This is a genomic window from Vibrio sp. M260118 (assembly GCF_036533755.1).
Classification (GTDB): domain Bacteria; phylum Pseudomonadota; class Gammaproteobacteria; order Enterobacterales; family Vibrionaceae; genus Vibrio.
The window spans coordinates 1-7886 of sequence record NZ_JATABG010000153.1; the positions used below are offsets into that span (position 1 = coordinate 1).

Annotated in this window: 4 protein-coding genes and 1 pseudogene; 3 read left to right on the forward strand and 2 right to left on the reverse strand. The window is 45.9% G+C overall.

Annotated features, from left to right (window positions below; translation table 11 throughout):
- Positions 1–197, forward strand: a pseudogene (locus QTO00_RS10745) (phosphate ABC transporter substrate-binding protein); the annotation flags it as partial.
- A 30-nt stretch (positions 198–227) separates the two neighbouring features.
- Here QTO00_RS10745 and ppx read toward each other — a convergent pair.
- Positions 228–1721 (reverse strand): exopolyphosphatase, encoded by a 1494-nt coding sequence (gene ppx / locus QTO00_RS10750; RefSeq protein ID WP_331424790.1) that lies wholly within the window; start codon positions 1719–1721, stop codon positions 228–230.
- Positions 1702–3813, reverse strand: coding sequence for a polyphosphate kinase 1 (ppk1, locus tag QTO00_RS10755; protein WP_331424791.1), 2112 nt, complete (start codon positions 3811–3813; stop codon positions 1702–1704). The genes ppx and ppk1 overlap by 20 nt, the downstream gene beginning before the upstream one ends.
- Before the next feature lie 195 nt (positions 3814–4008).
- Between ppk1 and QTO00_RS10760 the strand changes: the two genes are divergently transcribed.
- Positions 4009–6192, forward strand: coding sequence for an ABC transporter permease subunit (locus QTO00_RS10760; protein ID WP_331424792.1), 2184 nt, complete (start codon positions 4009–4011; stop codon positions 6190–6192).
- 26 nt (positions 6193–6218) lie between these two features.
- Complete coding sequence (gene pstA / locus QTO00_RS10765) at positions 6219–7865, forward strand: phosphate ABC transporter permease PstA (protein ID WP_331424793.1); 1647 nt, start codon at positions 6219–6221, stop codon at positions 7863–7865.
- Positions 7866–7886: the final 21 nt, after the last annotated feature.

A 7886-nucleotide genomic window follows, 5' to 3' on the forward strand; every position in this document is an offset into this window, starting at 1 on the left:
GCAAGTACCCACTATCACGCTACCTATATGTTTATATAAATAAGAACCCAGTTAAACCACTCAGCCCGATTGAGCGAGAGTTCGTTCGCTTTATATTTTCTAAGCAGGGACAAGCTTTAGTGGCCAAAGATGGGTACATTCCAATTTCAGCCGATATTGCTCACCGTGAGTTAGCAAAAGTCGGCATTGTAGAGTGATCTAAGCTTATGCAGTACAACGCCATTGGGTTAGAAGGTTAGCTGCCATCCAGCGGATTGCCAGTATTTTCCTTCACTGCATAGGTCAGCGTGAAGGAGTTTATTGGTCGTCAACCAATCTTTATCATCGGACGTGAGTGTCCATTCATCGCCATCTATCGTGAGTTCAAGCTGGGGTAGTGGATCGTCATTACGTTGTCCGTTAAGCAAAATAGCTAAGCGCAGGATACGAATCAGACTAATAATGTCTCTCTTCTCGAATAGGGTGAACTCTTCCATCTCATGCAGTTTAAGTGCTTTACGCTGAAATCGTACTAGCATAGCTAACACGCGCTGTTGTTCGCGGTTGAATCCGGGCATATAAGTGTTGGCGAGGATATACGCTGAGTGGCGATGAAAAGCTTGTAAGCTGATACTCAGGCCAACTTCGTGCAGTAGTGCGCTCCATTCTAGTAAATCGAACAGTTCAGAACTTTTCTTGATTCCCAATTCTTTGTGTACTTGCTGGAGAAACTCTGTGGCGTGGCCTTTGATTTTCGCCGCATGATCTAAATCGACTAAATGTTTGCTGGCGAGGTTTTCTGTGGTGCGCATTCGAATGTCAGAGCGTTTAAAGCTATCTTCCATTTCAAAGAGTAGCCCTTCACGAAGTGCCCCCTCGGAGAAGTGCATTTCAGAGACGTTTAGACTCGCGATGATCGCCGATATTATGGCGACGCCTGCGGCAAAAACGGGTTTTCGTTCTGGAGTGAGACCACTAAGCTCAATATCATCGATGGTGTCCCACTGACACAGTACGCTGATTAGCTTTTCGAGGCGCTTGATTGTGATGAGGCCATCTTCGAACCCTAAACCAATGAGAACCTCGCGGATAGCCTTTATGGTTCCCGATGAACCAAAGGCAGTGTCCCAACCGCGTTTTTTGTATTTATGTGCCAACGCTTCCATCTTTTGCTCGGCGGCAAGCGTAGCCTTAGCAAAGTTTTTCTTAGACAGTTTGCCGTTAGCAAAGTAGCGATTAGTGTAGCTAACACAGCCCATCTGCTTACTGTTGATCAGCTCTGGTTCAAACCCACTACCAATGATCATCTCTGTACTGCCGCCGCCAATATCAACGACAAGCTTAGAATCAGACTCAGGTTGAGTGTGCGCAACACCAAGGTAAATCAATCGAGCTTCTTCAATGCCAGGAATGATTTCAATAGGGAAAGGGAGCACCTCTCTGGCGCGTTGTAAAAAAATATACGCGTTGTTGGCCTGACGCAGTGTGTGAGTCGCGGCGATTCGTACGTTCTCTGGCTGGAAACCCTGTAAGCGTTCGGCAAACATAGCAAGGCATTCAAGGCCACGCTCAATAGCAGCATTGTCTAAGTTTTTTTGTCCATCTAGCCCAGCGGCAAGACGAACCCTTTGCTTATAGCGGCTAACCAATTGCAGATCTTGCTCAACGACTCTTGCCACCACCATATGGAAGCTGTTGGAGCCTAAGTCGATAGCGGCAACGTCACGAATGTCCTGTGTCATGTTCTACTACTTGCTCTTTACGTTTTTGATTCTTTGTTTGTTTTTCTACATTTTTAAGATAGTCGTAAATGGCAATTTGTGAGCGAACTTTCTTTCGGTTTCCGCGAGGAACATAGTTGTTGCTCATCTCTTTATCGATCCATCTCGCTTTTACTGTATCGGTAAAGTGGATGTTAATGATATCAATGATGCGCTGTTTAAGACGTTCGTCACGCACTGGCGCGCCCACTTCAATTCGGTGGTCGATATTTCTTGTCATCCAGTCTGCGGACGAGATGTAAACCTGTGGGTCGCCATCATTGTGGGTAATCACGACTCTGGGGTGTTCTAAGAATCGGTCGACGATACTAATAATCTTGATGTTATCACTGACCCCTTCAATACCAGGCACCAAGGAGCACATACCGCGAATGATCATCTTGATTTCGACGCCTGAAGTGCTTGCCGCGTATATTTTATTGACCAGACCTTTATCAACTAGATTGTTGACTTTTAATGTCAGTGAGGATTTTTTACCTGCTTTTGCGTTGGCGATTTCATTGTCAATTAAGCGATAGATTTGTTTACGTGAGTTATGTGGCGAAACAATGAGATGGTTAAACCTAGTCGGGCGGTATGGGTTCTCTATATAACCGAATACGTTGCGTACTTCGTTGGTCAGTTCTGGGTCGGCAGTGAGCAGTGAGAAGTCGGTATAGATACGAGCCGTTTTTTCATGGAAGTTACCTGTACCAATATGAGCATAGCGGACGATCTCATCCTCTTCTCTGCGACTAATCAGCAGTAGCTTAGAGTGAATTTTCAGGCCAGGAACGCCGAAAACGACTTCAACTCCCGCTTCGGTGAGGACTTTTGACCATTCGATGTTGGCCTCTTCATCAAAGCGCGCTTGCAGTTCAACAACCACAGTGACGGACTTGCCATTGTGAACCGCATCAATGAGTGAATTCATTAAGCGTGAGTCTTTGGCGACACGGTAGATGTTGATCTTGATATTCAGAACTTTCGGGTCAAATGATGCTTGACGAACCCATTCACTGATATGCTCAAAGGTGTGGTAAGGGTAGTAGAGCAGAATATCTTGCGCTTTAATGGCATCAAACTTATTGGCGTAGCCATCAAAGTCGGCACATTGCATCGGTGGTAAAGGTTTATGCTCTAGGTAGTCTCGACCTACATTTGGGAAACCGATAAAGTCTTTGAAGTTATGGTAACGACTACCGGGAATCAGACTGTCGTAATTTGAAATTTGCAGTTTTTCACACAAGAAATCGAGCATGTCTTGTGGCATGTCCCTCTCGTAGACAAATCGTACGGGCATCGCGGTTAAACGTTGGCTTACCCCTTCGGACATCTGCTCAAGCAAGCTGTGCTCAACTTCGTGACTTAAATCGTACTCTGCATCGCGAGTCATTTTCATCGAATAGCCGTTTAACTCATCATAGTCAAAGAATCCGCTAAACAGCTCATCTAGACAGTAGCGAATAATATTGTCGAGTAGGATGATGGTTTTACGCCGTTTACCTTTTAGCTCTGGTACCATGACAAAGCGGGGAAGGTGATCGGTTGGAATCTCAATGAGTGCGTACTGGTTGTGCTCTTCGGTTTTTAGTTCGACGGTGATATAGGCGTATTCATCTTTAAGAAATTGAAGAACGTCAATGTCGTCGCGCATCATTAAGGGGGTGATGTGTGGTAAAACCTCTCGGCGAAAATACTTTTTAATCCATTTTTGTTGGGTTTCACTGAGTTGCGTTTCGTTGACAAGAAAGATTCTGCGCCGAGCCATGTCTCGGATCAGTTCGGCATACAACTCGTCAAAGCGCTCATTGAGTTTAAGTGCCTTAGTTTGCATCTTGGTTAGCAAATGCTTGGAATTGTCATTGCCGCCACGCTCTTGGTTGATCAGGATTCGTCGCTTAACGTCAGCGAAGCGAACTTTGTAGAACTCATCTAAGTTATTGGAAAAGATACCAAGAAAGCGAATTCGTTCGATCAGCGGAACGCTTTTATCAGCAGCCTCTTGTAAGACTCGTTCGTTAAAAGAGAGCCAGCTGAGTTCTTTTTCTATATAGAGTTTTTCCGCGCTCATGGTTTTGTCCTTTAACTTAGCTGACGAAGTTGAGTATTGTGAAAATACTCAGTTGGATAGCAACTTAAGGTGTTTATGTGACAGTTTTATGGCATTTTTTAATTGCATTGTTTTCAGTTGTTTATGCGACCTGTAATATAACTGTCACCTAATATAAATATTATACCCTCGGGCGAAAATTGGTAAGAGATAGAGATGGGGAAAGCAGATTTTTCACTGCGAGAGCGAGACCAGAAACGATTGATTAAAGACAGATTGGTCCGCATTGCTGTGTCTGCTGGTGGCGTCAGTGTATTAGCAGCGCTGGTTCTGATCTTTGTCTACCTAGCTATGATGGTGTTGCCACTGTTCAGTGATGCACATATGACACCTAATGTCCGCTCGACTCCGGTATCAATCGCTAGCCCTGTTGCGCTGGGGGTCGATGATGCAGGGGAGAGTGCGTATGTAATTTCTTCTCAAGGCAATATTGACTTTATATCTCTGCAACACTCCAACTCCGGCCCCGTGCTATCACAGCAAGTTGGTTTCACCAATAATCTGTTTAGCCAATCTTTACCTGCATACGGTTGGTATGGTTTTGCGACGCCTGAAGGTGAGATAAACATCTTTAAGCCTCATTTGGATACTGAACTAGTTGATGGCCAACGTAAGCTATCTCCTAGTATCAGCAAGCTTGATTTACCATTTGACTTAGAACAAGGTCAGCGGCATTTACAGAAGTTCGCTTTCGCGACGCAAGGGAATTTGACCTTAGTTGGTTGGTATCAAGACGACTCAGTTGTGATTAAATGGCAGCAAGAAGGGCAAATACATCAGTATCGTTTTGCCCAACCGTTACAAGATATCGACCAACTTATACTCACGCCTGACGGTAAAACGCTATACGTGCGCAGCGGATCTGAGCTTATTGTTGTGGTTAAGCAAGCTGAACGTTTTATTGTGCGCGAGTTAGTCGACCTTAGCTTGGGCCGACCAGAGCATGCCGTAACCGATATTGATCTGCTGGCGGGAGCCTATTCGGTGTTGGTGACTCATCAAGATGGTCTGGTCTCTCAATGGTTTGATGTATTGTCACAGGGCAAACGAAACTTAACTCAGATTCGTCAGTTTAAACTGGCTTCAGAGTTACAGTTCCTTTTACCTGATACTTACCGCAAAGGTTTCTACAGTTTCTACATCAATGGCACGGTGCAAAGCCACTACACTACCAGTGAAAAGCTAGTGATGTTTGAACGTGCCTATAAGAAAGCGCCACAGTTAGCGGCGATGTCGAATAACGAATCTTATCTCGTGGCTATCGACGACAAGTCGTTAAGCCTTGCCGTGATAGATAATCCTTATCCTGAAGTTTCGGTCTCTTCGCTATGGCAACAGGTGTGGTATGAGGGCTATCCAGAACCTGAGTTTGTTTGGCAAACCACCTCTGCCAGTGATGAGTTTGAGCCGAAATTTAGCATAGTGCCGATTGCTTTTGGTACATTGAAAGCGGCTGCGTTCGCTATGCTGTTCGCTATTCCTATTGCCGTGCTTGGGGCGATCTATACCGCGTATTTTATGACTCCGAAAATGCGTCGAGTCGTGAAGCCATCGATTGAGCTCATGGAAGCGCTACCTACGGTGATTATTGGTTTTCTCGCTGGTTTGTGGTTCGCGCCGATTGTAGAAAGTCACCTGGCGGCCGTGGTTGCACTGATGCTGTTTCTACCAGTTTCGACCATTTTGTTTGGCCTGTTGTGGCACCAGTTTTCTGACCGTTGGTCAGGGCGATTTTCCACTGGTTGGCATGCAGCAATCCTAATGCCAGTCATGATCGCAATCTGTGCAGTTATTTTGTCGCAGAGTGGCAATATCGAAGCGTTACTATTTGCCGGAGACGTAAGAGTTTATCTTGCTGAGCGAGGCATTGATTTTGACCAACGTAATGCACTGGTTGTTGGTTTTGCGATGGGGTTTGCGGTGATCCCGACCATCTTTACTATTGCAGAGGATGCGATTTTCTCTGTGCCGAAACACTTATCTGATGGTTCATTGGCACTGGGTGCGACTCCTTGGCAGACTCTGATTCACGTTGTGTTGTTAACGGCTAGCCCGGGCATCTTTTCAGCCATCATGATGGGCTTAGGGCGTGCAGTGGGTGAAACCATGATAGTGTTGATGGCAACGGGCAATACCCCCATCATGGATTGGAACATCCTTGAAGGAATGCGTACTTTATCAGCAACTATCGCCGTTGAAATGCCGGAGTCGGAAGTGGGAAGTTCCCACTATCGCATTTTGTTCTTAGCGGCATTGCTACTCTTGGTGTTTACTTTTGCGGTTAACTCATTGGCTGAATGGGTTCGCCAGCGATTACGCGAAAAATATCGCTCGCTGTAAATTAGAATTATTAGGAAACGTTTTACGTGTTTAAGTGGTTAAAATCAGGCTCTCCATGGATATGGTTAACAGGCGGTGCGGTGAGTATCAGTCTGTTATCTGTATTGGGGCTGTTGCTGCTTATTGGTTGGAAAGGATTATCGTATTTTTGGCCTGCTCCCCTGTATCAATGGCAGACCAAGCAAGGAGATATTCTGGTCGGGAAGATTTACTCGCAAGAGTATGTGCCTATTAGTCACTTACGAGAAATGAACATCGAATTGCCGCAAGAGGTCGTCGAAAAAGGCCTGATCAAGCGAGTGAGTATTAAAATTGCCAACCGTGACCTTTACGCATCGGATTTTGTTTCACTGCTTGAGATTGACCTTGATTCTCCCACCCAACCTGAAAACTGGGCGGTCATCGAACGCCTGCGCGGCGGTGATTTTTATGGCGTACCCATTGGCTACCTCCACCCTGATGGAACGGTAACCAATGATGTTGAACAAAGCTACGCGCAAGGCATCGAATTTGCTGACAAGGTGCGTGATGAAATTGTCACTCTAATTGAGCGTGATGTGAGGGTGATAAATGCTCAAGTCGAGCGTTTAAGGTTAGAGCGAAAGAAGCGCCGCTTAAACAACACACTCGATGACGAATTTATCGCTTTATATGATACGCAAAGCGCTAGGTACACTCAGTTGTTAGCGGCTACGGAAGAGAAGCTCGATAATTTGCGCGCTCAGTTACTCAATCAAGGCTTGGTCGTCGCGGATATGACGGGTCAGCAGGTGACCATTCCATTGGCCGACACGCTCGATATTTGGTACCCGAACCAGATGAACTTCGCTGAAAAACTGGTTCGATGGGCTAAGCAGGCTTGGAAGTTCTTATCCGATGACCCACGTGAGTCTAATTCTGAAGGGGGCGTTTTCCCAGCGATGTTTGGTACAGTACTGTTAGTGCTGATCATGTCGGTAATTGTCATGCCGCTAGGAGTTATCGCTGCCATTTATCTGCATGAATACGCCAAGAACAACGCGTTCACTCGAATCATTCGTGTCGCGGTAATTAACTTAGCCGGTGTGCCCTCAATCGTGTATGGTGTATTTGGTTTGGGTTTCTTTGTTTATACCCTAGGCGGCTCTATCGACTCACTGTTTTATGCTGAGCGACTGCCGACACCAACCTTTGGTACGCCTGGATTGCTGTGGTCAGCATTGACCTTAGCAGTATTGACTTTGCCTGTTGTGATTGTCGCGACAGAAGAGGGCCTAACTCGCATCCCGAATTCGGTGCGCCACGGTTCATTGGCGTTAGGTGCGACTCAATCAGAAACTATGTGGCGCATCGTACTGCCAATGGCAAGCCCGGCGATTATTACTGGATTGATTCTCGCGGTTGCCCGTGCGGCAGGAGAAGTGGCTCCGTTAATGCTGGTAGGCGCGGTGAAATTGGCTTCCACCTTACCTGTCGATAGCCAGTTCCCGTTTTTGCATTTAGAGCGTAAGTTTATGCACTTGGGATTCCATATCTATGATGTTGGTTTCCAGACGACTAATATTGAAAGTGCTAGACCACTGGTTTACGCCACATCATTTTTATTGGTGACGGTTATCGTTGGTTTGAATTTAACTGCGATCAGCATTCGCAACAATTTGCGCGAGAAATATCGAACTCTAGGACAAGATTAAGCATGTTTTCAGTCAATCAAA